Genomic DNA, 23,945 nt, shown 5'->3' with positions numbered 1-23,945 from the left:
TCAACGGACTGATGGGGGTTGTGTACTACCCGCCTGTGCAATGGTCCAACTCACCACCTGCCCGGTCAACTGGTCGCAGGCCTTCCCGAAGCCGGCAACCACCGCTGATACCTGCTTGTCGGCCAGCGGCTGGCGAATTTCGAAGCGTTTGCTGGCCAGAATGCGTTGGCTGCGGCCCTGGACCAGACGTGCGTCATAGCGGATCACTACCTCCACCGCCCCGCCCTCGCGGTATTCGGCCTGGAACGCCTGCAGCTCGCCAGCCAGCTCGTAGTCGGCCTGCAGGTTGCTATCGTCGGCGCTAAGGCGCTGTACCTGGCCGTCACGCTGGAAACCGTCGAGCAGGCGGTTGCGCAGCAGCACCGGTACTGCATCGCTCCAGCGCGCGCCTTTGTAGCTGCTGACCACATCGCCCTGGGGAATCACGGCAATCCGCGGCCCGGCCAGCACTTCGCTGGCCAGCGGCTTGTTCAGGCGTAATGACCAGTCCAGCGCCGGCGGTGTCCGGCCGGGCTGGTTCACCGGCAGACGGTACAGGTCGACGGGCTCGCTCTGCGGCAGGATCGAGCAGGCACTGGCCAGGCTCAGTGCGGCCGCCAGGGCCAGCAGGCGCAGCGACGGTTTCATGGTTGGAACTCCTTGTTGTTGTCGCGGCCGAGCAGGTAGCCGCTAGGGTCGGCCTCCAGTTGCCGGGAAATGCCTTTGAGTGCGTTGAGGGTTTCGCGCAGCTCGCGAATCGCCGGGGTCAGCTGGTTCAGGCCCTGGGCACCGTCGCCGATGGCTTCGCGGTTGTCCTCGAGCAGGCGGTTGATGGTGGCAGTGCTCTCGGCCAGTGACTGCATGGCCTGCTCGGCGCTGCCGATTGCCTGCTTGCCTTCGCTGCCCAGCAGGCCGTTGGCATTGCGCATCAGTGCCTGGGTTTCGGCCAGGGTGGCGCTGGCCTGCTTGCCCACCTGCACCAGTTGCTCGATGGCCTGGGTGATGCTGCCGTGCTGGCCAGCGAAGGCGCCGGTGGTCTTGTCTAGGTTGGACAGGGTGTTGCTGAGGTGGCCGATGTTGTCCTCGGAAAACATCTGGTTGGCGTTGTGCAGCAGCAGGTTGATGTTGGTCACCAGGTCGCTGCTGTCATTGAGCAGGCGCGAGATTGGCGAGGGCGATGCGATGATCACCGGCAGCTTGCCGTCCTTGCCTTTCAGCTCGGGGCTTTGTGGGGTGCCCCCGCTGAGCTGGATGAACGAGTTGCCGGTCACGCCGGCCAGGGTCAGCTTGGCCTGGGTGTCTTCCTTCACTGGGGTGTCGGCGCTCAGGCGCACCCGTGCCAGTACCCGGCGCGGGTCTTTCGGGTCCAGGCGCAGGGTGGACACGTCGCCTACCTTGATGCCGTTGTACTGCACCGGGCTGCCGCGGGACAGGCCGGAGACGGCTTCGTTGAACACCACTTCGTAGTCCTTGAAGGCATCGTCGACACTGGACTTGGCCAGCCACAGGCCGAACAGCATGGCACCGGCCACCACCATGACGGTGACCAGGCCGATAAGAACGTGATGGGCTCGGGTTTCCATTGCTCAGCGCTCCTGCCCGGCACGGGTGGCGGCCTGCTCGGCTGCGCGCCCGCGTGGGCCATGAAAGTATTCTTGAATCCAGGCGTCGTTGGTCTGCTCGACCTCGGCCAGTGGGCCGGCCACCAGGACCTTCTTCTGCGACAGCACGGCGATGCGGTCGGTAATGGTGTACAGGGTGTCGAGGTCGTGGGTGATGAGGAACACCGACAGGCCCAGGGCATCGCGAAGGGTCAGGATCAACTGGTCGAAGGCGGCGGCGCCGATCGGGTCCAGGCCGGCGGTGGGTTCGTCGAGGAACAGGATGTCCGGGTCCAGTGCCAGGGCCCGGGCCAGCGCGGCGCGCTTGATCATGCCCCCCGACAGCGAGGCCGGGTACTTGTCGGCGGCCGAGATCGGCAGCCCGGCCAGGGCCAGCTTCACTCCGGCCAGGTGCTCGGCATCGGCGCGGGACAGCCCGGCGTGCTCGATCAGCGGCAACGCCACGTTTTCGGTGACGGTCAGCGAAGAGAACAGCGCGCCCTTCTGGAACAGCACGCCGAAGCGCCGCTCGACCAGTGAGCGCTGCTCTTCGCGCAGGCCGGCCAGGTCCTGGCCGAACACCTTGATCTGCCCTTCGTCGGGCCGCCGCAGGCCGACGATGCTGCGCAGCAGCACCGACTTGCCGCTGCCCGACCCGCCGACCACGGCGAGGATCTCGCCGCGATACAGGTCGAGGTCGAGGTTTTCGTGCACGCTCTGGCGGCCGAAGCGGTTGCAGATGCCGCGGGCCTCGATCACGCGTTCCTGGCCACTCACCAGCCCATCTCCATGAAGAACAGTGCGGCCACCGCATCCAGCACGATGACCACGAATATCGACTGCACCACCGCCGAGGTGGTGTGTGCGCCAACCGATTCGGCGCTACCGCTGACCTTGAAGCCTTCCAGGCAGCCGATGGCGGCGATCAGGAAGGCGAAGAACGGTGCCTTGGCCAGGCCGACCAGGAAGTGCTGCACGCCGATGTCGCTTTGCAGCAGCGACAGGAACATGGCTGGCGAGATATCCAGTGACAGCGCGCACACCACCGCACCGCCGACGATGCCACAAATCATCGCGATGAAGGTCAGCAAGGGCAGCGAAATCAACAGCGCCAGCACGCGCGGCACCACCAGCATCTCCATGGGGTTCAGGCCAAGGGTGCGGATGGCATCGATTTCCTCGTTGGCCTTCATCGAGCCGATCTGCGCGGTGAACGCGCTGGCGGTGCGGCCGGCCATGAGGATAGCGGTCAGCAGCACGGCGAACTCGCGCAGGAACGAGAATGCCACCAGGTCGACGGTGAAGATGGTCGCGCCGAAATCTGCCAGCACCGTGGCGCCGAGGAAGGCCACCACCGCGCCCACCAGGAAGGTCAGCAGGGCGACGATGGGCGCGGCGTCCAGGCCGGTCTGCTCGATGTGCGCCACGACCGGGGTGAAGCGCCAGCGATGAGGTTGCAGGGCGCGGCGCAGCAGGGTTTCGAGGATCAGGCCAACGAAGCCGAGCACCTGCAGGGTGTCTTGCCACAAGGTACCGACGGCGCAGCCGATGCGTTCCAGCAGCAACAGCAGCACGTTACGCTCGGGCTCCTTGACCGGGATGCAGTAGTCCTGCACCGAGCAGTAGACGTTCTTGAGCAGGGCGCGGCTGGCTTCGGGCAGGCCGTGGGTGCAGCGCGACAGGCGCTCGGAGCCGAGCAGTTCGGCCAGCAGCGAGGCACCGGCGGTATCCAGGCGGCCCAGTTGGCTGAGGTCGGCGACGGTATCGGCAGCGTATTGCGCGCGCAGGCGCTCGCTCTCACGCTTGAGGCTGGCGTAGTGCGCCAGGGTCCAGTCACCGGCAATGCGCAGGCAGGCCGGTTGGCTACTGGTGTCCAGTGTGGCGCTGGGGGTGGTCATCGGCTCCATGCTACTGACTCGGCGCTAAGACTTAGGGCCTGATCATAGCGCAGCGGGCATGGGCTGTTTGGTGATTATGTGCTGTCTTCACGGACCTTGGGGGCTGCTTTGCAGCCCATCGCCGGCAAGCCAGCTCCCACATGGAGCGGGTTGTCGCTGGCCCTGTGGGAGCTGGCTGGCCGGCGATGGGCCTCAAAGCGGCCCCTTTCACTCACCCCGCGGGCGCTTCGTCGACCACCTTGAAGCGCAGCACGCCGATGACCTGCCCATCTTCGGTCAGTACCCTCACCTGCCACTTGCCCACCGGGTTCGGCGGGAAGTTCTGCTTGTGGGTCCAGGCCCGGTAGCCTTCCTTGCGCCCGCCGTGGATGTCCAAGGCAATGCGGTCGACTTCCTGGCCGTCCTTTTGCCACACATGGTAGATCCGCTCGTTCAGGCCGCGTGGCGCGTTGATCGCGGTATAGGCGTACAGGCCGCTGCTACGGATGCGGCTGGCAGCAATTTCGTCCAGCGAATCGCCCGGCTGGCGGTTCAGCACTTCGGTGCTTACTGCCACTTCGGTCATCCACAGGGTCGCTGGCGGCACCCAGGAACGCAGCAGCCAGCCCCCGCCGCCGACCGACAGGGTGACCAGCACCAGGGCAACGGCGCGGCGCCAGTTGTTGATCGGGAAGCTGCTGGCCAGGCTGGGGAATGACAGGGCCATGGCTGCAATCAGGGCCAGCTTGAAGCTTTGCGCTGTGGTCAGGTGCAGGATGATCGGCAGCGCGGTCAGCAGGGCGGCGAACAGGGTCAGGGTATGCAGCGCCAGGAACAGCCAGCGCCGCGGTGCCAGCCACTTGTAGTACAGCGGGTCGATGATCGAAATCAGCCCAGCGGCACCGAGCAGGCCGGTGAACACCAGCTGGCCGCTGTTCCAGGTGGTGGTGATGAAGAAGAACGGCAGTACGAAGAACAGTGATTCCTGGTGGATCATCTGCGTCGCGTAGCGCAGCAATGGCTGCGGTATTTCGCGGTTGAAGGTGCGCGCGAACAGGCCGGTGAGGGTGTTTTCCAGCATCAGCCAGAGCCAGCTGACCAGCATGAGCACAGCTACCCAGCTGGCCAGGCCAGCCTGACGGTCGACCAAGATGAAACTGCCGATGCCGGAGAGGAAACCACCGAGCGCGATGATGCCGGGGTAGCGTTTGAGCAGTTCGATGATGCGCTGGACGATGTGGGGGATTTGGGGCATTGGGGGCTACAACAGAATGGGTGAGGTGACTGTGCTGGCCTCTTCGCGGGCGCGCCCGCTCCCCACAGGGTCCGGGTTGTCACTGACCCTTGTGGGAGCGGGCGTGCCCGCGAAGAGGCCGGTACTGGCAAAAGGATACCGTCGTTTCACTGCTCGCGTGTAGCACCGCTCGGTTTTTCCGGACCATGCCGACGCCAGCGCAACAGCCCCGCTGCCAGGATCAGCCCCAACAGCAAGGCAACCAGCCCGTAGAGCTCATCATAGCCAAGCAATGGTTTCTCGATACGCACATAGCCATCTTCCTTGAGCAGTTCCTTTAGCGCCTCGTTGGCCTGCGCCAGGCTGACCTGGCGCAGCTTGCGCACCGGGTTGACGAAACGCCCGTCGCTATAGTCGCTCAGCGCGCCCCAGTAGTAGTCGGCCAAGGCGCTGTTGCCCTGGGTGCTCCAGCTTTCCTTGGCGACGCTGGCGTACTTGATGCGCTCGAAGGTGTCCGGGTCGAGGCCTTCCTTGCGCAGGTGGTCGAACAATTTCTGCATCACCTCGACCGCCTGGTCGATATCCTCGCGCTCCAGGTCGGCATTGAGGCTTAGCAGGCCGGTGTCGCCAAAGCTTTCGCGTTTTGCCGAAGGGCCGTAGGACAACCCGTTGCGCAGGCGCAGCTGGTCGTACAGCGCCCAGTCCAGGTAGTGCGACAGCAGGTCGAGGGTGGCCTGGTGGTCGTTGTCCAGCACCGGCTCGACGAACAGCCAGTGCAGCTTGACGCTGTCGCCCAGCCAGCCGCGGGTCAGGTCGCGGCGCTGTGCAGCTTGCTGGCCGATGCTTTCCAGGGTGCGGCGTTCCTCCGGCTCGGTGGCGGGCAGTTCGCCAAAGGTGCGCTCCAGGTAGGCCGGCAGCAGGCGGTCGAGGCCGCCGACCACGATCAGGGTCATGTTGTTAGCCGCGTACCAGCGGTCACGCAAGGTGTTCACCTGCTCCAGGGTCATGTCGTCAAGGTTGGAGCGCTCCGGGCATTTCAGGCCCAGCTCGGTGGCCAGCTGGTCACTGGCGGGGTGGCCGATGTCCTGCCGGTCGAGCCAGCGCTGCAGGTGGCCATAGTGGCCGCCATCCTCGCGCTCGATGATGCGCTTGGCGGTGGCCAGGGCCTTGGCATCGATGCGGGTGTCGTGGATCACCGCCAGCAGCAGGTCGAGGATTTTGCGCTGATTGCGCGCCGGGGCTTCGATGACGAAGGTGGTGTCGGCGCTGCTGGTGTAGGCATTCCACTCGCCGCCCAGCGATTGCAGGCGCTCTTCCAGGCCGCCCTCGCCGGTTTCGTCGATGCCGCTGAACAGCAGGTGTTCGAGCAGGTGCGGCAGCTCTTTCTGCTCGCAATTGAAGTCATCCAGGCCGACGCCGACCACCAGGCGAATCGCCACATGGTCACGTTCATAACCGTTTTTCAGGATGACCTGCAGGCCGTTGGGCAACAGGTAACCTTCAACCCGCGAGCGGTCGAGGGCGAATGAGGGCAGGCTGCAGATCAGCAGGCAAACGAACATCAGGCAACGCATGGGCGAGCTTGGGTCCTCAGGTAGGCGAAATCACGGCAGACGGGCTTCGTCCGGCACGCTGTCGAGCATCAGCCCGCCCGTGTCCGAGCCGCCCAGTACCACATAGGCACTGCTACAGAACAAAGAGTTCAACCGTTTCATGTCGGCGATCAGCTCCAAGTGTAGCGAACTGGTCTCGATACTTTGCACTACCTTGCGCTGCAAGCGGCTGACATGGGCGTGGGCAAGGCGCCGTTCCTGGGCGCGAAAACGGCGTTTTTCCCGCAGCAGCAAGCGGGCGCTTTCCGGGTCGGCACTGAGGAACACCGACAAGCCCAGGCGCAGGTTGGCCAGCAGCTGTTCCTGCAAGCCGGTCAGCTCTTCCAGGCCCACCTGGGAGAACTCCCGGCGTTGGCTGGTTTTCTGCTGTTGGACCTTGCGCAGCATGCGCTCGATCAGGTCGCAGGCCAGCTTGAGGTTGATCGCCAGTTCGATGATTTCTGCCCAGCGGCGGTTGTCCTGTTCGCTGAGGTCTTCACGCGACATCTGCGCCAGATACAGCTTGATCGCACTGTACAAGGCTTCGGCGTCCTCGCCGAGGGCGCGAACCTGCTGCGGCAAGGCGGCCTGGGTACCGCGCAGGGCACCGAGCATGGCTTCGAGCAGGCTGTCGACGATATCGCCCAGGCGCAGGGTTTCGCGGGAGGCGTTGGCCAGGGCCAGGCTGGGTGTTTCCAGCGCCGAGGTGTCGAGATGGCGCGGGCGAATCTGGCCGTTGCCGTTTTCCCGTTCGGGCAGCAGGGTGTTGCACAGCCGGCCCATGGGTTTGACCGTGGGCAGCATGATCAGGCAACGCAGCGTGTTGTAGAGCAGGTGGAAGCCGATGACCAGCTCCTGTGGGCTGAAGCTCAGTGAGTCCATCCAGCCCACCAGCGGGTGCAACACGGGGATGATCAGCAGCAGACCGATCAGCTTGTACAGCAGGCTGCCCAGAGCCACCCGGCGTCCGGCGGCGTTTTGCATGCTGGTGCTGATGAAGGCCAGCAGCCCGCTACCGATGTTGGCGCCCACCACCAGGCCGATGGCCACCGGCAGGCTGATCACTTCGGCACCGGCCAGCGTTGCGGTGAGCAGCACGGCCGCCAGGCTGGAATAGGAAATCATGGCGAACAGAGCGCCGACCAAGGCGTCGAGCATGATGTCACCGGTCAGCGAGGCGAACAGCACCTTCACGCCTTGGGCGTGGGTAATCGGCGTAGCTGCCTGCACGATTAGCTCCAATGCCAGGATGATCAGGCCAAGCCCGATGCCTACCCTGCCCAGCTGGCCGGCCCTCGTCTGTTTGCGTGAGAGGAAGAAGATAACACCCAGGAAGATCAGCAGCGGCGACAGCCAGGACAGGTCCAGGGTCAGCACCCGGGCCATCAGCGCGGTACCCACGTCGGCGCCGAGCATGATTGCCAAGGCCGGGGTCATGGCCATCAGGCCCTGGCCGACGAACGAGGTGACGAGCATGGCGGTGGCGTTGCTGCTTTGCACCATGGCCGTGACCAGAATGCCGGCGACGAACGCCAGCGGGCGTTTGCTCATGTTGTGGCTGATGATGCGCCGCAGGCTCGAGCCGAATACCCGAAGGATGCCGGTACGCACGATGTGGGTGCCCCAGACCAGAAGCGTAACGGCCGAGAGCAGGTTGAGCAGGGTCAGCATGGCGACGGCCCCCTGTTGCATTGGCCCAGAGGGCCAAGAGACGAAGCGTGAGCGTTTGAAGAATTTTCAGTGCTCACTCAAAGCTTTAGTTGTTTTGCGGAGCTGTCGCCAGCTTCGCATGGCTGCCATTTATTTGAAACACACTGGAAATGAATGATTGCCTGTGCCGGCCTCTTCGCGGGCACGCCCGCTCCCACAGATACCACACCACCCTCAGGGCCTGTGATATCCCTGTGGGAGCGGGCGTGCCCGCGAAGAGGCCAGTACAGCAAATGGCAGAATTCAGTAATCCGGGCATGAAAAAGGGCCCAGCGAAGGGCCCTTTGTGTCCTGCACTTCCTGATCTTATTGACCCGGAATGTCCTTGCGCAGTTTCACCGGTTCATGCTCTTTGCCGTTCTTGCGGGCCAAGGCAGTGCGCATGCGGATGTTGATGGCTTCCACCGCCAGCGAGAACGCCATGGCGAAGTAGACGTAGCCCTTTGGTACATGCACATCAAAAGCTTCGGCGATCAGCACGGTACCGACCACGATCAGGAACGACAGTGCGAGCATCTTCAGCGACGGGTGCTTGTCGATGAAATCGCTGATGGTGCCGGCGCACAGCATCATCACCAGCACGGCGACGATGATCGCGGCGATCATCACCGGTACGTGGGACACCATGCCCACCGCAGTGATCACCGAGTCCAGCGAGAACACGATGTCGATGATGGCGATCTGGATGATGGTGTAGAAGAACTTGCCACCCGCGCCTTTCGGCTCTTCCGGGTTCTCGTCTTCGCCTTCCAGGCCGTGGTAGATCTCTTGCGAGCTTTTCCACAGCAGGAACAGGCCACCAAAGAACAGGATCAGGTCTCGGCCGGAGATGCCCTGGCCCAGGACCACGAACAGGTCGGCGGTAAGGCGCATGACCCAGGTGATCGACAGCAGCAGCATGATACGGGTGACCATGGCCAGGGCCAGACCGAAGATCCGGGTGCGCGGCTGCATGTGCTTGGGCATGCGGCTGACCAGAATCGAGATCATGATGATGTTGTCGATACCGAGGACGATCTCAAGCGCGGTAAGGGTGAAAAAGGCAACCCAGATTTCCGGGCTGGTCAGCCATTCCATGTGTTTTCCTTCGAACGGTAAAGGCGACGCGCCCGGATCAGGGCGCGTCGCGTTAGGGAAATACGCGTTTATTAAAGACTACTGAACAGCGGGAAAATGCCCATCAGCAGCGCGGCGAGCATTATGCACAGGCACACCAGCACTGCCCACTTCAAGGTGAAGCGCTGATGATCGCCGAACTCGATGCCTGCCAGGGCCACCAGCAGGTAGGTGGAGGGTACCAAGGGGCTGAGCAGGTGTACCGGTTGCCCGACGATCGACGCACGGGCCATTTCCACGGGGCTGATGCCGTAGTGGCTGGCAGCTTCGGCCAGCACCGGCAGCACGCCATAGTAGAACGCGTCGTTGGACATGAAGAAGGTGAACGGCATGCTCACGATAGCGGTGATCACCGCCAGGTATGGGCCCATCGCCTCGGGGATGACCGACAGCAGGCTCTTGGACATGGCGTCGACCATGCCGGTGCCCGACAGGATGCCGGTGAAGATGCCGGCGGCGAAGATCAGCCCGGTGACCGCCAGCACGCTGCCGGCGTGGGCGGCGATGCGGTCTTTCTGCTGCTGCAGGCACGGGTAGTTGACGATCATGGCGATGCTGAAGGCGATCATGAACAGCACTGGCAGTGGCAGCACGCCGGCAATCAGCGCGACCATCAGGGCAGCGGTCAGGGCGCCGTTGAAGTACAGCAGTTTTGGCCGGCGCGCGTCCGGGTACTGCGAAACAGTGATTTCGCTGTGGTCGATGTCGTCGGTGGGCAGGTGCAACTCGCCCAGGCGGGCACGTTCGCGCTTGCCGTACATGTAGGCGATGGCCAGGATCGCCAGCACGCCGAACAGCATGGCCGGGATCATCGGCACGAAGATGTCCGACGGGTCCACGTGCAGGGCGCTGGCGGCGCGGGCGGTCGGGCCACCCCAGGGGGTCATGTTCATCACCCCGCCGGCGAGAATGATCAGGCCGGCCATGATCCGCGGGCTCATGCCCAGGCGGCTGTACATCGGCAGCATGGCGGCGCAGCAGATCATGTAGGTGGTGGCGCCGTCACCGTCGAGCGAGACCACCAGGGCCAGTACTGCGGTGCCGACGGAGACTTTCAGCGGGTCACCCTTGACCAGCTTGAGGATCTTGCGCACGGCCGGGTCGAACAGGCCGGAGTCGATCATCAGGGCGAAATAGAGGATGGCGAACATCAGCATCACGCCGGTAGGTGCGAGCTTGCTGATGCCCTCGAGCATCATCGGGCCGATCTTGGCGGAAAAGCCGCCGAACAGGGCGAACAGGATCGGTACCAGGATCAGCGCGATCAAGGCCGACAGGCGCTTGGTCATGATCAGGTACATGAAGGTGATGACCATGGCAAAGCCGAGGAAGGTCAGCATGGCAATACTCCAGGCGTGGCGCGGCGAAAGGAACGTCGATTCGGGCGGATCAGCGCGTTTGGCGCTGTGCTGGGAGCATGCGGAGGGGGGCTACGGAAAGTCGGGCACAGGAATACATCAGAATCACCATTGTTGTTGTTGATTGGGCCGGGCGCGGTGGATACCGGGTGCCCTGGCTGACCGGTCTTGTGCCGGTAGTGGGGGCTATCCTATGAGGGCAAGCTTTCAGCCAGCTTTCGCCGAAGCAAAGGCGACGAGAGGTAGGTGATGCAGGATGTGACCGAGGGTGGCTGCCATTGTGGCGCCTTACGTTATCGGTTGGAGGGCGACCTGACGGACATTGCCCATTGCCATTGCTCGATCTGCCGGCGGGTCAGCGGCGGGCTGGTGGTGACCTGGCTCACCGTGCCCCGCTCGGGGTTCCGGTGGCTTGCGGGCGAGCCGAACTGCTATGTGGCGCCGGCCAGTTGCAGCCGGTACTTCTGCGGGCATTGCGGGGCGCATGTGGCGTTGGTGACTACACATAGCCCGGAGACGGTGGATGTGACGGTGGCGACGCTGGACCACCCGGAACGCGTCAGGGCCAACCGGCATATCTGGGTGGGTAGCCGGTTGCCTTGGTTGCATCTGGACGAGGATTTGCCTTCGGAGGCGGAGGAGAACCTGTAAGAGATTGTGTTGGTGCTGCTGGCCCTATCGCCGGCAAGCCAGCTCCCACAGGTACCCCACCACCTTCAGACCTGTGGGGATCTTGTGGGAGCTGGCTTGCCGGCGATAGGGCCGGTACAGCCGTACTTACAACTGCAGGCCACCTGCAGCCTTGTGCAATGCCCGCAGATGCTCGCCCACCTGCTTCACATTGGCTTCCACCGCCGCAATCTCCCTGGCCCGCGACGGCTCCAGCAGCGCCCTCACCTCTTTGTCCAGGCTCGTGCTCAAGCGCAGCAATTGCGCTTGCCGCTCGCTGCTGACTTGCTCCAGGTGCTTGCGCTCCTGCGGCTGCGGCAGCCCGTAGCCCTTGCTATCGAGCAATTCTGCCGGGCGGCTGAGGAAGCCACTGTTGGCAAGCATCTGCCTGAGGGTCGCATCGGCCTTGCTGACGCTGCCATCGTTCAGCGCGGCGGCGTTAAGGTAGCGCTGCTTGACTTCGTCCTGGGCCAGCAGCAGTTGCCGGCGCAAGCTGGCCTGTTCAAGCAGCAGCAAGGCGGCGCTGGTGCGCAGGTCGGCCTGGGCGAACCAGCCCCGCCGTTGCTCGGCGTCCAGGGCCAGCCAGTCCTCGACCTTGTCCTGCTTGATTGGCAACTGCTTCTTCAACACCTCGAACATGGCCTGGTAACGGTCGCGGTAGGAGTCGAAGCGATAACCCAGGCGCAGCGCCTCGCGGGGGTCGTCGAGCACGCTGGTGTCGGCCAGCCCCCTGCCCTTGAGCACAGCCAGCAAGCCATTGGGCATGATGCTGTCGAGGTCGTTCAGGCGTGGGTTGGCGGTGCCGCTGCGCAGCAGCTTCAACGACTCTACTGCGCAGTTGTTGGACAGGAACCAGTAGTTGCCATCGTAGCTCCAGTGCATTTCGGCGGCCTGACGCACCAGGTTCTCGATCTCGTCGCGGTCGAGCCGCAAGGGCACCGAGGCCAGGCTGCGCAGTTCGGTCTTGGTGTACTCGTCGATCACCTGGCCCAGCGGCAGCACGAACAGGCGCGAGGGGTAGGCACCGACCAGGCCGTCCCAGCTGGAAAGCTGCACATCGTTGACGAAGGCGCGGTACGACAGCACCAGGCTCTGGTCGAGGTCCAGGCGGCAGTCCGGCCCGCGTGGGCGGCCCGGCTTGCAGATCACCAGGCGCAGCATGCTGTGGCCCCAGCGGCTGACCAGGTTCTGGTTGGCTTCGGCCAGCAGGTAGTCCACCTCATAGACCCGCTCGGGGTCGATTTCGCCCAGCGGTTGGCGGGCGAAGTCGCTGCCGGCATTGATGAACGGCAGGCCCTTGGCGCAGCTGTCCTGCTGCGGTGCCCAGCCGAAGTGTTCGCGCAGGTACTGGTTCAGCGCCGGACGGCGGCAGCCGTAGCTCGGGTCGAGGAGGAAGTACTCCATGTTGACCGCGATGTACTCCTTGGGGCTGCTCAGTTCATAGCTATCGGGGCTGCGCACGAACTGGCCGTTGTGCTGCTCGCGCTCACCGCGTCGGCCCACGTACTGCTGCCAGCCGGCCAGGTCGAGCAGGCGCGGGTCGTCGCTGAGGGTGAAGCGGCGCTCGGCCTGGCCACGGCATGCTTCGGGCAGGCCGACCTTGCCCAACGTACCTTGCTGGCGCTTGCAACGGGCGATCAGCGCGTTCTCGGCGCTGGGCCACAGCCGGGCGCGGTCGTAGATATGGGTGAGTTCGTGCAGCACGGTGGCCAGCAGTTCTTCTCGCACCGTGCCATGCGGGCGGTTGGTGCGCTCGGTGGCAGCACTGCCATCGGTGAGGCTGGGCAGCAGGCGGCGATTGAGTTCGAGGGTAGATACCAGCGATGCCTGGCCATAGGCGTCGGCCTGCATGTTGTCGCTCCAGCTGACCCGCACCCGGCGGTTCAGCTGTTGCTTGAAGCGAGGGGGCAGCTTGCCCATGGCTTCGTCGAGCAGAGCCTGAGTGGCTTGGGCCTGCTGCGAGTCAAGGCCGGACGCCTGCAGCTCGAGCTGCAGGTCGGCCAGGGCGGGCGTGCCGAGCAGCGTCAGGGCGCAGCCGAGCAGCCAGGCGCGCACGCGGTTCACAGCGCGAGGATGGCTTCAGCCAGTACCTGGTCGCTGGCGTCGCGCGCTTGCGGCACGCGCTCGCGCAGGGTGTTGAAGGCGGCCTCGAGCTGGGCGCCGCGGATGTCACCGTTGCTGGCGACAAAGCTGGCGGCGTCGTCATGGGCTTCGCGCACCACTTTGGAATCGCGGATCGAGGTGGTGGTGTCAGAGGTGAAATCGATCGAACGGCCAAAGGCCCGAACGATGATATTGCTGGTGGCCACCAGGGTCTGTGCCTGGGCCAGGTCGGCCAGCAGCAGCATGCCGAGGGTAGCGGCAATCAGCGGTTTACGCATGGAGCATCTCCGAAAAATACAGGGAGTCAGATGTAATTATTGGACGAGAATTGCCTGCGCCAGTTCCAGATCGCCGACGGTATGCCGTGCGCAATTGTGGCGTAGTGATTCCAGTGCTGCCTCCAGCCGCGCACCGCGGATCTGGCCGTCGCTGGCGACGAAGGCCGCAGCATCGTCCTGGGCCTGGCGGACCAGTTTGCGGTCGAACGGTGCGGTGGTGACCTGGCTGGTGACATAGCCGGTGATGACCAGGCTTTGCGTAGTGGTATCCATGGCATGGGCGCTGGCCATGCCAACAACGGAGAACAGCAACGGCAACAGATAACGCATGGGCTCTACAACAGCTGGAAACGTGGGCGGCAATGGTGAGTACGGCTGTGCTGGTGGTGACCAGCACAGCTGAACGGCTCAGCCGGGGTCAGAGCGCCAGGATGGCCTGGGCCAGTTGCGCGTCGCTGGCCTGCAGGGCTGGCATCTGCGAGCGGATGTGCAGGAAAGCGCTTTCCAGCTTGGCACCGCGGATGTCGCCCTGGCTGCCAACGAAGCTGGCGGCGTCGTCACGGGCGGCCTGGACAATCTTGTCGTCACGGAACGAGGAGGAAATATCGGAAGTGGCATCGGTGGACGCGGCCACTGCGCCAACGACGGCGTCGGTGGTGACAACGAAGCTGGTGGCGTTTGCGGTGCCGGCCAGGCTCAGCATCAGGGCGGCGCCAATCAGGTATTTACGGGACATGATCGTGGACTCCTGGACTAGGGTCGGGTGGTTCTGCTTTATCGGACGCTCGCACAGCTCGTCGCGGTACTTTTTCAACAGTGCGTTCTACCAGACTGTTACGGCAAGCGTATCACGCGCCGGTGTTTCTGGATGTTAATGAACGGCGTGCCAATAAACTGTTATGGTTAGTTTTTGGATTTTTTAAACTGTACAGGTGTGCTTGCAAAAGGCTCTACCATGCCGCCTGCAAACAAAAAACCCGTCGCAGTCACCTGCAACGGGTTTCGGGAATTCGCGGTGCCGGCCGAAGCCGGCAAGCCGGAGCTTAGCGCCAGAAAGGCTTGCTCAGCTCTTCGTAACGCTGCGACTCGCTGATACCGGCGTCGGCCAGCAGGCGGGCGTCCAGGCGAGCCAGTTGACGGCGGCTGGCCATGCGGCGCTGCCACAGCAGCAAGGTGGACAGAGCGCGCAGAGGCAGCGAAGCGTTGGATTGTTGGGCGTTGCTTTCAAAAACCAGACCGGAACTGAGGGTACGTTCCATGATGTTTCATCCTTCCGCTTATGGCGGGATTAGGTAGTGATTTAACTGATGCCAATGATCCTCCTCTGTCGTCCATAACAGTAGATACAGTTCGGTTGAAAGACGATGGTCCAGTTAACTGTGTAAGCCTACTGTTGCACTCGAAACTGGCGTAACTGTACTGGTACGCACTTATTTGGTGCGCTTTGATTTGATGAAGAGGATTTTTCAGCCGGGAATGCGTAAAAACACCAGTACAGTAGTACAGATTCTGTTGCATATTGCGGCGGGCGTGTATCGATGAAAGGGTTTGACTGTTATGGCCCCTTCGCGGGCTTGCCCGCTCCCACAGGTAAAGTGCTGCCCTTGAGGGTTGCACATGACCCGTGGGAGCGGGCAAGCCCGCGAAGAGGCCGGAACAGCGGAAGCAGGGCCGCCGTTCCGTACCACATCTGGATCAGCTAGCCAGCATGCGCCCGGTTTCTTCCAGGTTCTCATGCCAGCTCAGGGCTTCGCGCAGGATGTGCGGGGTGTGGCCGCCACGCTGGCAGGCGCGATCGAAGTAGTCGTTCAGCGCTGCGCGGTAGTCCGGGTGCACACAGTTGTCGATGATCGCCCGGGCGCGCTCACGTGGCGCCAGGCCACGCAGGTCGGCCAGGCCTTGCTCGGTGACCAGGATGTCAACGTCGTGCTCGGTATGGTCGACATGGCTGACCATCGGCACCACGCTGGAAATCGCGCCACCCTTGGCAATCGACTTGGTGACGAACACGGCAAGGTGGGCGTTACGGGCGAAGTCACCCGAGCCGCCGATGCCGTTCATCATCTTGGTGCCGCAGACATGGGTGGAGTTGACGTTGCCGTAGATGTCGAACTCCAGCGCGGTATTGATACCGATGATGCCCAGGCGACGGACCACTTCCGGGTGGTTGGAAATTTCTTGCGGGCGCAGAACCAGTTTGTCCTTGTAACGCTCCAGGTTGCCGAACACGTCGGCGTTGCGGCGGGTCGACAAGGTGATCGAGCTGCCCGAGGCGAAGCTCAGCTTGCCGGCGTCGATCAGGTCGAAGGTGGAGTCCTGCAGTACTTCGGAGTACATGGTCAGGTCTTCGAACGGCGACTCGATCAGGCCGCACATCACTGCGTTGGCGATGCTGCCGATACCGGCCTGCAGCGGGCCAAGCTTGTTGGTCATGCGGCCAGCTTCGACTTCTTTCTTGAGGAAGTTGATCAGGTGGTCGGCGATGCCCTGGGTTTCGTCATCCGGCGGCAATACCGTGGACGGCGAGTCCGGCTGGTCGCTGATGACGATGCCGACGATCTTGGCCGGGTCGATCGGGATGGCGGTGCTGCCGATACGGTCGTCGACCTTGACCAGCGGGATTGGCGTGCGGGTCGGGCGGTAGGTCGGGATATAGATGTCGTGCAGGCCTTCGAGGTTGGTGTTGTGCGAGAGGTTGATCTCGACAATTACCTGTTTGGCGAAGATCGCGAAGCTGGCCGAGTTGCCCACCGAGGTAGTTGGCACGATGTGGCCCTGCTCGGTGATGGCCACGGCTTCGATGACCGCGATGTCCGGCAGCTTCAGCTGTTGGTTGCGCAGCTGCTCGACGGTTTCCGACAGGTGCTGGTCGATGAACATCACCTGGCCGTCGTTGATGGCCTTGCGCAGGGTACTGTCGACCTGGAACGGCATGCGGCGAGCCAGCACGCCGGCCTCGGTCAGTTGCTTGTCCAGGTCGTTGCCCAGGCTGGCGCCGGTCATCAGGCTGATTTTCAGTGGCGACTGCTTGGCACGTTCGGCCAGTGCATGTGGTACGGCCTTGGCTTCGCCGGCGCGGGTGAAACCGCTCATGCCGACGGTCATGCCGTCCTCGATCAGACCAGCGGCATCAGCCGCACTCATTACCTTGCTGTGCAGGGAGGACAAGCGGATACGATCACGGTACATGGATTGTTATCTCGGGCTACTGAAACTACTGCAGCGCAGTCTAGAGACTTCGCCCCTTGCCGTCCCACGACCATGGTCGTATGAGAAGCCTTGGAATAGAGCCGTTGATCCGGATCAATAAAAGAAAAGCCCCGGCAGATTCTGACCGGGGCTTCCTTTATATCAGCTGGTTTGCAGCGGCCGTTGTCACTCCACCGCCTTGACCATGTCTTCGATGACCTTCTTGGCGTCGCCGAACACCATCATGGTCTTGTCGAGGTAGAACAGTTCGTTGTCCAGGCCGGCATAGCCGCTGGCCATGGAGCGCTTGTTGACGATGATGGTCTTGGCCTTGAACGCTTCGAGGATCGGCATGCCGGCGATCGGCGACTTGGGATCGTTCTTCGCCGCCGGGTTGACCACGTCGTTGGCGCCCAGCACCAGCACCACATCGGCCTGGCCGAACTCGGCGTTGATGTCTTCCATCTCGAATACCTGGTCGTATGGCACTTCGGCCTCGGCCAACAGCACGTTCATGTGCCCGGGCATACGGCCCGCCACCGGGTGGATCGCGTACTTCACGGTCACGCCGTTGTGGCTCAGCTTCTCGGTCAGCTCCTTCAGCGCGTGCTGGGCGCGAGCCACCGCCAGGCCGTAACCCGGGACGATGATCACGCTGTCGGCGTTGCTGAGCAGGAAGGTGGCATCGTCGGCAGAGCCGGACTTCACCGGACGCTGCTCTTTGGAGCCTTGCGCCGCGCCGGCATCGGTATCACCACCGAAGCCACCGAGGATGACGTTGAAGAACGAACGGTTCATTGCCTTGCACATGATGTACGAGAGGATGGCACCGGACGAGCCGACCAGGGACCCTGCAATGATCAGCATCGAGTTGTTCAGCGAGAAGCCGATACCGGCCGCTGCCCAGCCCGAATAGCTGTTGAGCATCGACACCACCACCGGCATGTCGGCGCCCCCGATCGGAATAATGATCAGCACGCCCATGATGAAGGCCAAGACCAGCATCAGGGTGAAGGCACTGTAGTGGCCAGTGAAGGTGAACAGCAGGCCCAGGGCAATGGTGGTCAGGCCGAGGATCAGGTTCAGCTTGTGCTGGCCGGCGAACTGTACCGGTGCGCCCTGGAACAGGCGGAACTTGTACTTGCCCGACAGCTTGCCGAAGGCGATCACCGAGCCGGAGAAGGTAATGGCACCGATGGCTGCGCCGAGGAACAGTTCCAGGCGGTTGCCGGTGGGGATCGGGTCGCTCATGGCGGCAACGATGCCCATCGATTGCGGTTCCAGCACCGCGGCGATGGCGATGAACACCGCTGCCAGGCCGATCATGCTGTGCATGAAGGCGACCAGTTCCGGCATCTTGGTCATCTCGACGCGCTTGGCCATGATCGAACCGGCGGTGCCGCCGACCAGCAAGCCAACGAGGACGTAGCCGATGCCAGCGGTGGCAAGCTCGGCCCCGAGCTTATAAATGAGGCCGACCGTAGTGACGATGGCGATACCCATGCCGATCATGCCGAACAGGTTGCCGCGCCGCGAGGTAGTCGGGTGCGACAGGCCCTTGAGCGCCTGGATGAAGCACACCGAGGCGACGAGGTAGAGGAGCGTTACCAGATTCATGCTCATGCTTACTTCTGCGCCTCGTTCTTGGTTTTCTTCTTGAACATCTCAAGCATGCGACGGGTGACCAGGAAGCCACCGAACACGTTGACCGCGGCCAGGGCCACCGCCAGGGTGCCCATCAGCTTGCCGGCCGGGGTCACCGTCAGGGCGGCGGCCAGCATGGCGCCGACGATGACGATCGCGGAGATGGCGTTGGTCACGGCCATCAGCGGCGTGTGCAGCGCCGGGGTGACGTTCCACACCACGTGGTAGCCCACATAGATGGCCAGCACGAAGATGATCAGGTTGTAGATGCCATGGGAAATCAGCATGTCTTCCATTGTCGTGCTCCTTAGCCGTTCTTGCGGACGACCTGACCATCACGGCACATCAGGCAGGCCGCGACGATGTCGTCTTCGAGGTTGATGACCAGCGCGCCGTCCTTGTCGAACAGCAGCTTCATGAAGTCCAGCAGGTTGCGTGCATACAGTGCCGAGGCATCGGCGCCCACCTGGGCCGGCAGGTTGGTCGGGCCGACGATGATCACCCCGTTCTCCTGTACCACCTGGTCGGCGACAGTCAGTGGGCAGTTGCCGCCTTGGGCTGCTGCGAGGTCGATGACCACCGAGCCGGGCTTCATCTGCGCGACGGTTTCGGCGCTGAGCAGGGTCGGCGCCTTGCGCCCCGGGATAAGCGCAGTGGTAATGACGATATCCGCCTGCTTGGCGCGCTCGTGCACGGCCTGGGCCTGGCGTTGCATCCAGCTGGCCGGCATCGGCCGGGCGTAACCGCCGACACCTTCGGCGCACTCGCGCTCTTCATCGGTTTCGTAGGGTACGTCGATGAACTTGGCGCCCAGCGACTCGATCTGCTCCTTCACGGCCGGGCGTACGTCGGACGCCTCGATCACTGCGCCCAGGCGCTTGGCCGTGGCAATGGCCTGCAGGCCGGCAACGCCCGCGCCCAGGATCAGCACGCGCGCGGCCTTGACGGTACCGGCGGCGGTCATGAGCATGGGCATGAAGCGTGGGTAGTGATGGGCAGCCAGCAACACCGCCTTGTAACCGGCGATGTTGGCCTGCGACGACAGCACGTCCAGGCTCTGCGCCCGCGAGGTGCGCGGCGCGGCTTCCAGGGCGAACGCGGTAATGCCGCGCTCGGCCATCTTGCCGATCAGCTCGCTGTTGAAGGGGTTGAGCATGCCCACCAGGAGGCTGCCACTGTTGATCAGGGCCAGTTCCTGGTCGTTGGGGGCGACCACTTTGAGCACCAATTGGGCGCCGTAGGCATCGGCTGCACTCCCCAGGGAAGCACCCACGGCCTCATAGGCACTGTCCGGAATGCTGGCATTGAGCCCTGCCCCCCGTTGGACGGTGACCTGATGGCCCTGGCCAATCAGTTTCTTGATGGTTTCCGGGGTCGCAGCGACCCTTGTCTCACCGGTCTGCGTCTCGAGAGGAACACCAATGTGCACGACTATTTCTCCTGCGGTGACCTTTTGTCTTTTTAAAAGCCAGCGTACTTCGGATGGTGCGCTGGGGCGGCTGTGGAGCGCCGACCCGCCGAATCCCGGGCGGGCGAAGCATTTTGCAGACGAAGCCAGAGGCCTTCAACCGGTTCTGGAGCGAAACGAAGTCAAAACTACAAGTCACCCTGTGACCGTATGTCGCAACGGTCAGGCTGCAGCCTGTCAAACATAGGCTATTGGCAGATTAGGAGAAAAAAACAAAAATTTTGCGGTCAATTCGCTTACGGCTTGGTGAATGTCGCAAAATAACCCGCAAAGCCGCGCCGTAAGCAGGGTTAAAGCGGATTTTTGCACCCTGCATAACAGTTTATGTAGATGCGACAAATACATATATCTGTAGGTGTTAAAAATAATTGACTACGGAGTCAATTTATCGCGCTTGCTCACGTCTTGGCCGTGTACGCCTGGGCCTGGCTTACCAGCCAGTCACGGAAGGCGCGCAGCGAAGCCGACTCCACCTTGCGCTCCGGAATCATCAGATAGTAGGCCTTGTCACTACTCAGGGCATGCCTGTTAGCGACCACCAACCTACCCTCCTCCAACTCGCGCTGGATCAGGAACGGTGGAATCAGGGCGATGCCCATCTCATGCATGGCCGCCTGGGCGAGCATCGAGAATAGTTCATAGCGCGGGCCTGTCATGTCGCGTTCCACATTCATGCCGACGCTGCCGAACCATTGCCGCCAGGCATAGGGGCGCGTGCTCTGCTGCAGCAGTGGCTGCTGGGCAATACGCTGCGCGTCGAGTGTGCCCTGCCCGTCCAGCAGCGCCGGGCTGCACACCGGTACCGGGTTTTCCCCCATCAGTCGGTGCGACTGGGTGCCGGACCAGTCGGCATCGCCGAAGTAGATAGCGGCATCGAAGGTGGTGTCGGCAAACAGGAATGGCCGGGTGCGGTTGGTGAGGTTGACCGTGACCTCCGGGTGGCGCTGCTGGAAGTCCTTGAGCCGCGGTAGCAGCCATTGGGTGCCGAAGGTGGGCACCACGGCCAGCTCGATCACGTTGGCGCCCTGCTGGCGCATTACAGACAAGGTGTCGCGCTCAACCGCGTCCAGTTGGGCGGCCACCTGGCGGCTGTAGGAAAGGCCGGCTTCGGTCAGTTTCACGCCGCGGCGCGAACGGCGAAACAGTTCCACATTGAGGAAGGCTTCCAGGCCGCCTATCTGCCGACAGACGGCACCCTGTGTCAGGGCGAGTTCCTGGGCGGCCTTGGTAAAGCTCTCGTGGCGCGCCGCCGCCTCGAAGCAAACCAGGGCGGCGGTACTGGGGATCTTGCGGCGCATGTACGTCAACCTCACTCGTAAGGCTGTCAATATGGCATTTTGCCGATTTACGAAGTGATAAATTATCACTAATTGGTGCGCAATCCTCGTTTGTCCCGGCGGCCGATCAGGCCTAGGCTCAAAGGCACAAGAAACTGCCCCCTATTTCGAGGATTTCTCTCATGGCCGGTAAAGCAAGCTTCAACTGGATCGACCCGCTGCTGCTCGATCAGCAGCTCACTGAAGAAGAGCGCATGGTGCGTGATAGCGCTTATCAGTTCGCCCAGGACAAGCTGGCCCCGCGTGTGCTGGAGGCCTTCCGTCATGAACAGACCGACCCGGCAATCTTCCGTGAAATGGGTGAGGTCGGGTTGCTGGGCGCCACCATTCCCGAGCAATACGGTGGCAGTGGCCTGAACTATGTGTGCTACGGCCTGATTGCTCGCGAGGTAGAGCGCATCGACTCGGGTTACCGCTCGATGATGAGCGTGCAGTCGTCGCTGGTGATGGTGCCAATCAACGAGTTCGGTACCGAGGCACAAAAGCAGAAGTACCTGCCCAAGCTGGCCAGCGGCGAGTGGATCGGTTGCTTCGGCCTGACCGAGCCCAACCATGGTTCCGACCCGGGTTCGATGATCACCCGTGCCCGGAAGGTCGACGGCGGCTACCGCCTGACCGGCAGCAAGATGTGGATCACCAACAGCCCGATCGCCGATGTATTCGTGGTCTGGGCCAAGGACGATGCGGGTGATATCCGCGGCTTTGTTCTGGAAAAGGGTTGGCAAGGTCTCAGTGCGCCGGCGATTCACGGCAAGGTTGGCCTGCGCGCCTCGATCACTGGCGAAATCGTCATGGACAACGTGTTCGTGCCGGAGGAAAACATCTTCCCGGAGGTGCGCGGCCTCAAAGGTCCGTTCACCTGTCTGAACTCCGCCCGCTATGGCATCTCGTGGGGTGCGCTGGGCGCTGCGGAAGCCTGCTGGCACACCGCGCGTCAGTACACCCTGGACCGTCAGCAATTCGGTCGCCCGTTGGCTGCCAACCAGTTGATCCAGAAGAAGCTGGCCGACATGCAGACCGAGATCACCCTGGCACTGCAGGGCTGCCTGCGTCTGGGGCGGATGAAGGACGAAGGCACGGCTGCAGTGGAGATCACGTCGATCATGAAGCGCAACTCCTGTGGCAAGGCACTGGATATTGCCCGCATGGCGCGTGACATGCTGGGTGGCAATGGCATTTCCGATGAGTTCGGCGTGGCTCGTCACCTGGTCAACCTAGAGGTGGTCAACACCTATGAAGGTACTCACGATGTGCATGCACTGATCCTGGGGCGTGCGCAGACCGGCATCCAGGCCTTCTATTGATAAGGAGCCAGCCCATGGGCGCGCTATCACATCTGCGGGTGCTGGACCTTTCTCGCGTGTTGGCCGGCCCATGGTCTGGCCAGATTCTCGCTGACCTTGGTGCCGATGTGATCAAGGTCGAGCGCCCTGGTAGTGGTGACGATACCCGCTCGTGGGGGCCGCCCTTCCTCAAGGATGCCGAGGGTGAGAACACCAGTGAGGCGGCCTATTACCTGTCGGCCAACCGCAACAAGCGCTCGGTTACCATCGACTTCACCCAGGCCGAGGGGCAGCGCCTGGTACGTGAGTTGGCGGCGAAGTCCGATATCGTCATCGAAAACTTCAAGGTAGGTGGGTTGGTTGCCTACGGCCTGGACTACCAGAGTCTGAAGGCGATCAACCCGCGGCTTATCTATTGTTCCATCACCGGGTTCGGCCAGACCGGGCCTTATGCCAGGCGCGCGGGTTATGACTTCATGATCCAGGGGTTGGGCGGGCTGATGAGCCTGACCGGCCGCCCGGAAGGTGAAGAAGGTGCGGGGCCGGTCAAGGTAGGGGTGGCGCTGACCGACATCCTTACCGGGTTGTATTCCACGGTGGCGATCCTCGCTGCCCTCGCCCATCGAGAGCAGACCGGAGTGGGCCAGCATGTCGACATGGCGTTGCTCGATGTGCAGGTGGCCTGCCTGGCGAACCAGGCGATGAACTACCTGACCACGGGCAACCCGCCTCGTCGCCTGGGTAATGCGCACCCCAATATCGTGCCTTATCAGGATTTTCCGACGGCGGATGGCGACTTCATCCTTACCGTGGGCAACGACAGCCAGTTCCGCAAGTTCGCCGAGGTGGCCGGGCAGCCGCAGTGGGCGGACGACCCGCGTTTCGTTACCAACAAGCTGCGGGTTGCCAACCGGGCCGAGCTGATTCCTTTGATTCGCCAGGCCACGGTGTTCAAGACCACAGCGGAGTGGGTGAGCCAGCTGGAGGCTGCAGGGGTGCCGTGCGGGCCTATCAATGACCTGGCGCAGATGTTCCAGGACCCGCAGGTTCTGGCGCGCGGATTGGCGGTGAGCATTCCGCATCCGTTGGCGGGGAGTGTGCCGCAGGTGGCGAGCCCGATACGGTTGTCGGAGACGCCGGTGGAGTACCGTCGGGCGCCGCCGTTGCTGGGTGAGCATACCGAGGTTGTGCTGGAGGATGTATTGGGGCTGGATGCCGGTGAAGTGCAGCGGCTGCGCAGTACCGGTGTGCTTTAAGGGCGTTTGGTCTTGGTGAAAAGCGGGGAGGTCGTCAGGCCTCCCCGCTTTGCTTTTCAGCGATATTAAAGTTTCTTGAAATTAAGGGTTGACGCGGTTTCGAATCCCCTTATAATGCGCCCCACTTCTGACGTAGTCGAAGCGCAAAACTTGTTGTAAATCAATTAGTTAGGCGATTCAGGTAGTATCAGGAGTGCTTCGATCGAATGATCGGCAGCGGTTGAAATGGTGGTTGACAGCGCTTCTAAACG

General features: G+C 62.8%; 22 protein-coding genes. 3 read left to right on the top strand and 19 right to left on the bottom strand.

From position 1 onward, the window contains the following. The 9 genes from B2790_RS05155 to B2790_RS05115 all read right to left on the bottom strand — a co-directional run bounded on the left by B2790_RS05155 (position 1) and on the right by B2790_RS05115 (position 10,449). Positions 1 to 627: an ABC-type transport auxiliary lipoprotein family protein gene (locus tag B2790_RS05155; RefSeq protein ID WP_286918396.1), complete on the bottom strand. Its 627-nt coding sequence runs from the start codon at positions 625 to 627 to the stop codon at positions 1 to 3. Then, the gene (locus tag B2790_RS05150) at positions 624 to 1,562 is read right to left on the bottom strand and encodes an MlaD family protein (protein ID WP_286918395.1); all 939 of its coding nucleotides are present in this window, start codon (positions 1,560 to 1,562) and stop codon (positions 624 to 626) included. Before B2790_RS05150 ends, B2790_RS05155 begins: the two co-directional genes overlap by 4 nt. 3 nt (positions 1,563 to 1,565) lie before the next feature. Beyond that, complete coding sequence (locus B2790_RS05145; protein ID WP_015268492.1) at positions 1,566 to 2,357, bottom strand: ABC transporter ATP-binding protein; 792 nt, start codon at positions 2,355 to 2,357, stop codon at positions 1,566 to 1,568. After that, positions 2,354 to 3,487, bottom strand: a complete 1,134-nt coding sequence (locus B2790_RS05140; RefSeq protein ID WP_286918394.1) for an ABC transporter permease — start codon at positions 3,485 to 3,487, stop codon at positions 2,354 to 2,356. Before B2790_RS05140 ends, B2790_RS05145 begins: the two co-directional genes overlap by 4 nt. A gap of 202 nt (positions 3,488 to 3,689) precedes the next feature. Further along, complete coding sequence (locus tag B2790_RS05135; protein ID WP_025337240.1) at positions 3,690 to 4,712, bottom strand: DUF5924 family protein; 1,023 nt, start codon at positions 4,710 to 4,712, stop codon at positions 3,690 to 3,692. Between the two features lie 146 nt (positions 4,713 to 4,858). Further along, on the bottom strand, positions 4,859 to 6,265 hold the full coding sequence (locus B2790_RS05130) for a M16 family metallopeptidase (RefSeq protein ID WP_286918393.1): 1,407 nt from the start codon (positions 6,263 to 6,265) through the stop codon (positions 4,859 to 4,861). Between the two features lie 30 nt (positions 6,266 to 6,295). Next, the gene (locus B2790_RS05125; protein ID WP_274079001.1) at positions 6,296 to 7,954 is read right to left on the bottom strand and encodes a Na/Pi cotransporter family protein; all 1,659 of its coding nucleotides are present in this window, start codon (positions 7,952 to 7,954) and stop codon (positions 6,296 to 6,298) included. A 345-nt stretch (positions 7,955 to 8,299) separates the two neighbouring features. Further along, positions 8,300 to 9,070 (bottom strand): TerC family protein, encoded by a 771-nt coding sequence (locus B2790_RS05120; protein WP_025337243.1) that lies wholly within the window; start codon positions 9,068 to 9,070, stop codon positions 8,300 to 8,302. A gap of 71 nt (positions 9,071 to 9,141) precedes the next feature. Continuing rightward, positions 9,142 to 10,449 (bottom strand): CitMHS family transporter, encoded by a 1,308-nt coding sequence (locus tag B2790_RS05115; RefSeq protein ID WP_075046869.1) that lies wholly within the window; start codon positions 10,447 to 10,449, stop codon positions 9,142 to 9,144. 267 nt (positions 10,450 to 10,716) lie between these two features. Between B2790_RS05115 and B2790_RS05110 the strand changes: the two genes are divergently transcribed. Beyond that, positions 10,717 to 11,118, top strand: coding sequence for a GFA family protein (locus B2790_RS05110; protein WP_085619023.1), 402 nt, complete (start codon positions 10,717 to 10,719; stop codon positions 11,116 to 11,118). 126 nt (positions 11,119 to 11,244) lie between these two features. Here B2790_RS05110 and B2790_RS05105 read toward each other — a convergent pair whose 3' ends face one another. The 10 genes from B2790_RS05105 to B2790_RS05060 form a co-directional block, all read right to left on the bottom strand. Continuing rightward, positions 11,245 to 13,200: a DUF4105 domain-containing protein gene (locus B2790_RS05105; protein ID WP_025337245.1), complete on the bottom strand. Its 1,956-nt coding sequence runs from the start codon at positions 13,198 to 13,200 to the stop codon at positions 11,245 to 11,247. Then, complete coding sequence (locus B2790_RS05100; RefSeq protein WP_003256970.1) at positions 13,197 to 13,517, bottom strand: DUF2388 domain-containing protein; 321 nt, start codon at positions 13,515 to 13,517, stop codon at positions 13,197 to 13,199. Before B2790_RS05100 ends, B2790_RS05105 begins: the two co-directional genes overlap by 4 nt. A 36-nt stretch (positions 13,518 to 13,553) precedes the next feature. Next, a complete protein-coding gene (locus tag B2790_RS05095) occupies positions 13,554 to 13,847 on the bottom strand; it encodes a DUF2388 domain-containing protein (RefSeq protein ID WP_025337246.1) in 294 nt (97 codons plus the stop codon). Between the two features lie 88 nt (positions 13,848 to 13,935). Next, positions 13,936 to 14,253 carry a DUF2388 domain-containing protein gene (locus B2790_RS05090; RefSeq protein ID WP_025337247.1) on the bottom strand — a complete coding sequence of 106 codons (318 nt, stop codon included), beginning with the start codon at positions 14,251 to 14,253 and terminating at the stop codon, positions 13,936 to 13,938. Between the two features lie 307 nt (positions 14,254 to 14,560). Next, complete coding sequence (locus B2790_RS05085; RefSeq protein ID WP_003256968.1) at positions 14,561 to 14,776, bottom strand: DUF1127 domain-containing protein; 216 nt, start codon at positions 14,774 to 14,776, stop codon at positions 14,561 to 14,563. A gap of 436 nt (positions 14,777 to 15,212) precedes the next feature. Then, a complete protein-coding gene (locus tag B2790_RS05080; RefSeq protein ID WP_013970344.1) occupies positions 15,213 to 16,706 on the bottom strand; it encodes an acetyl-CoA hydrolase/transferase family protein in 1,494 nt (497 codons plus the stop codon). A gap of 186 nt (positions 16,707 to 16,892) precedes the next feature. Next, positions 16,893 to 18,329, bottom strand: coding sequence for an NAD(P)(+) transhydrogenase (Re/Si-specific) subunit beta (locus B2790_RS05075; protein WP_015268505.1), 1,437 nt, complete (start codon positions 18,327 to 18,329; stop codon positions 16,893 to 16,895). A 2-nt stretch (positions 18,330 to 18,331) separates the two neighbouring features. Next, positions 18,332 to 18,646, bottom strand: a complete 315-nt coding sequence (locus B2790_RS05070; protein ID WP_003256966.1) for an NAD(P) transhydrogenase subunit alpha — start codon at positions 18,644 to 18,646, stop codon at positions 18,332 to 18,334. A gap of 11 nt (positions 18,647 to 18,657) precedes the next feature. After that, positions 18,658 to 19,779 carry a Re/Si-specific NAD(P)(+) transhydrogenase subunit alpha gene (locus B2790_RS05065; RefSeq protein WP_015268506.1) on the bottom strand — a complete coding sequence of 374 codons (1,122 nt, stop codon included), beginning with the start codon at positions 19,777 to 19,779 and terminating at the stop codon, positions 18,658 to 18,660. 437 nt (positions 19,780 to 20,216) lie between these two features. Then, on the bottom strand, positions 20,217 to 21,116 hold the full coding sequence (locus tag B2790_RS05060; RefSeq protein ID WP_286918392.1) for a LysR family transcriptional regulator: 900 nt from the start codon (positions 21,114 to 21,116) through the stop codon (positions 20,217 to 20,219). A gap of 161 nt (positions 21,117 to 21,277) precedes the next feature. On the opposite strand from B2790_RS05060, the gene B2790_RS05055 reads away from it, so the two are divergent. Together B2790_RS05055 and B2790_RS05050 are read left to right on the top strand one after the other, a co-directional pair. Next, positions 21,278 to 22,459 carry an acyl-CoA dehydrogenase gene (locus B2790_RS05055; RefSeq protein WP_085619031.1) on the top strand — a complete coding sequence of 394 codons (1,182 nt, stop codon included), beginning with the start codon at positions 21,278 to 21,280 and terminating at the stop codon, positions 22,457 to 22,459. Positions 22,460 to 22,473: 14 nt separating this feature from the next. Continuing rightward, positions 22,474 to 23,694: a CaiB/BaiF CoA transferase family protein gene (locus tag B2790_RS05050; RefSeq protein WP_286918391.1), complete on the top strand. Its 1,221-nt coding sequence runs from the start codon at positions 22,474 to 22,476 to the stop codon at positions 23,692 to 23,694. The last annotated feature ends 251 nt before the right edge of the window (positions 23,695 to 23,945 follow it).

Source organism: Pseudomonas sp. UBA6753, assembly GCF_002453565.1.
In the GTDB taxonomy this organism is placed as follows: domain Bacteria; phylum Pseudomonadota; class Gammaproteobacteria; order Pseudomonadales; family Pseudomonadaceae; genus Aquipseudomonas; species Aquipseudomonas putida_Z.
This window is presented reverse-complemented; position numbering and strand designations above follow the sequence as displayed.

Excerpts from the sequence above, each read along its gene's own strand:
- B2790_RS05110 (WP_085619023.1), top strand. The coding sequence starts at position 10,717 with ATGCAGGATGTGACCGAGGGTGGCTGCCATTGTGGCGCCTTACGTTAT.
- B2790_RS05140 (WP_286918394.1), bottom strand. The coding sequence starts at position 3,487 with ATGGAGCCGATGACCACCCCCAGCGCCACACTGGACACCAGTAGCCAA.
- B2790_RS05075 (WP_015268505.1), bottom strand. The coding sequence starts at position 18,329 with ATGAGCATGAATCTGGTAACGCTCCTCTACCTCGTCGCCTCGGTGTGC.
- B2790_RS05080 (WP_013970344.1), bottom strand. The coding sequence starts at position 16,706 with ATGTACCGTGATCGTATCCGCTTGTCCTCCCTGCACAGCAAGGTAATG.
- B2790_RS05060 (WP_286918392.1), bottom strand. The coding sequence starts at position 21,116 with ATGCGCCGCAAGATCCCCAGTACCGCCGCCCTGGTTTGCTTCGAGGCG.
- B2790_RS05135 (WP_025337240.1), bottom strand. The coding sequence starts at position 4,712 with ATGCCCCAAATCCCCCACATCGTCCAGCGCATCATCGAACTGCTCAAA.
- B2790_RS05095 (WP_025337246.1), bottom strand. The coding sequence starts at position 13,847 with ATGCGTTATCTGTTGCCGTTGCTGTTCTCCGTTGTTGGCATGGCCAGC.
- B2790_RS05130 (WP_286918393.1), bottom strand. The coding sequence starts at position 6,265 with ATGCGTTGCCTGATGTTCGTTTGCCTGCTGATCTGCAGCCTGCCCTCA.
- B2790_RS05090 (WP_025337247.1), bottom strand. The coding sequence starts at position 14,253 with ATGTCCCGTAAATACCTGATTGGCGCCGCCCTGATGCTGAGCCTGGCC.
- B2790_RS05120 (WP_025337243.1), bottom strand. The coding sequence starts at position 9,070 with ATGGAATGGCTGACCAGCCCGGAAATCTGGGTTGCCTTTTTCACCCTT.
- B2790_RS05150 (WP_286918395.1), bottom strand. The coding sequence starts at position 1,562 with ATGGAAACCCGAGCCCATCACGTTCTTATCGGCCTGGTCACCGTCATG.
- B2790_RS05085 (WP_003256968.1), bottom strand. The coding sequence starts at position 14,776 with ATGGAACGTACCCTCAGTTCCGGTCTGGTTTTTGAAAGCAACGCCCAA.
- B2790_RS05155 (WP_286918396.1), bottom strand. The coding sequence starts at position 627 with ATGAAACCGTCGCTGCGCCTGCTGGCCCTGGCGGCCGCACTGAGCCTG.
- B2790_RS05100 (WP_003256970.1), bottom strand. The coding sequence starts at position 13,517 with ATGCGTAAACCGCTGATTGCCGCTACCCTCGGCATGCTGCTGCTGGCC.
- B2790_RS05050 (WP_286918391.1), top strand. The coding sequence starts at position 22,474 with ATGGGCGCGCTATCACATCTGCGGGTGCTGGACCTTTCTCGCGTGTTG.
- B2790_RS05055 (WP_085619031.1), top strand. The coding sequence starts at position 21,278 with ATGGCCGGTAAAGCAAGCTTCAACTGGATCGACCCGCTGCTGCTCGAT.
- B2790_RS05115 (WP_075046869.1), bottom strand. The coding sequence starts at position 10,449 with ATGCTGACCTTCCTCGGCTTTGCCATGGTCATCACCTTCATGTACCTG.
- B2790_RS05070 (WP_003256966.1), bottom strand. The coding sequence starts at position 18,646 with ATGGAAGACATGCTGATTTCCCATGGCATCTACAACCTGATCATCTTC.
- B2790_RS05125 (WP_274079001.1), bottom strand. The coding sequence starts at position 7,954 with ATGCTGACCCTGCTCAACCTGCTCTCGGCCGTTACGCTTCTGGTCTGG.